Source organism: Streptomyces calidiresistens, from assembly GCF_014141525.1.
In the GTDB taxonomy this organism is placed as follows: Bacteria; Actinomycetota; Actinomycetes; order Streptomycetales; family Streptomycetaceae; genus Streptomyces; species Streptomyces calidiresistens.
On record NZ_VKHS01001297.1, the window covers coordinates 1 to 954 of the forward strand.

Sequence of the window (954 nt, forward strand, 5' to 3'; positions counted from 1 at the left end):
TCCTCACCCCTCCGCCAGGGAATCCTCGGTGCCCGGTTCCCCGCCCGGGCCGCCGTTCCCGGCCGCCAGCAGGGCGGCCAGGCCGTCGTCCAGAGCCAGCCGGCCCGGCTCGGCACCCACCGGGACCGCCAGCAGGGTCTGCTCCAACCAGGCGGAGAGCGGTTCGGCGGGCGCCTGCAACAGGGCGTCCCCGTCGGGGGAGGTCAACTCCAGGCTGACCACCGACCGTCCCCCCACCTCGGCCGGGCGCACCCGCACGTCACCCCCTCCGCTCGGCCGCACGACCCCCTCCACCAGCAGGTCGCGGGCGAAGGTCCAGTTGACCGGCACGGGGCTGTTGACGTGGAAGGTGACCTGCACCGCGTAGGGGTCCTCCGATCGGTAGCGCAGGCGGGTGGGTACGTCCACGCCCCGTTCGGGGGACACCACCAGACGCATGGTGATCTCGCGCTCGACGGTGATCTGCATGACCTCTCCCTGCTGTCCTGTCCTGCGGGGGCGCCGGGGCGGTCCGGCGCCGGCGGACGGTGCCGCCACAGGGTGGGAGGGAGCCGGGAGCGAATCCTTACGCGACTTCGCGAAGATTTTTTCCGCCCGGATCCGGCCACCGCTGAACGCCCCCGATCACCGACCGATCGATCCCGGGTCCCGCTCCGATCGGTGTTCTTCCGGGGGCGGTCACCGGTCACCGGGCCGGGGACACGGCGATACCCCGGGGAGGCACGGTCGGCGTACGATGCGTAACCCGACGCGACACGGACGAACGGACGAGGAGAATCGGACCCGCTCATGAGCTCTCCTGCGGAAGGCGGCGACGCCGGCACCCCGGGGCCCGACTGGTACCCCGACCCCTCGATCCCGGGGTACATCCGCTACTGGAACGGCACCGCCTGGGTGCCGGGCAGCAGCCGCCGCCGGCCGGAGCCGGGCGAGCCCATGCCCGCGCCCCCACCC

The 954-nt window shown here is 73.5% G+C and carries 2 protein-coding genes; one reads left to right on the forward strand and one right to left on the reverse strand.

Annotation, left to right across the window (positions count from 1 at the left end; all coding sequences use genetic code 11):
• Positions 1-3: 3 nt before the first annotated feature.
• Positions 4-468 (reverse strand): SsgA family sporulation/cell division regulator, encoded by a 465-nt coding sequence (locus FOE67_RS26970; protein ID WP_182667438.1) that lies wholly within the window; start codon positions 466-468, stop codon positions 4-6.
• Positions 469-789: 321 nt separating this feature from the next.
• On the opposite strand from FOE67_RS26970, the gene FOE67_RS26975 reads away from it, so the two are divergent.
• Positions 790-954 (forward strand): DUF2510 domain-containing protein (locus FOE67_RS26975; RefSeq protein WP_182667439.1); only part of this gene is annotated, 165 nt, incomplete at its 3' end.

Excerpts from the sequence above, each read along its gene's own strand:
- FOE67_RS26970 (WP_182667438.1), bottom strand. The coding sequence starts at position 468 with ATGCAGATCACCGTCGAGCGCGAGATCACCATGCGTCTGGTGGTGTCC.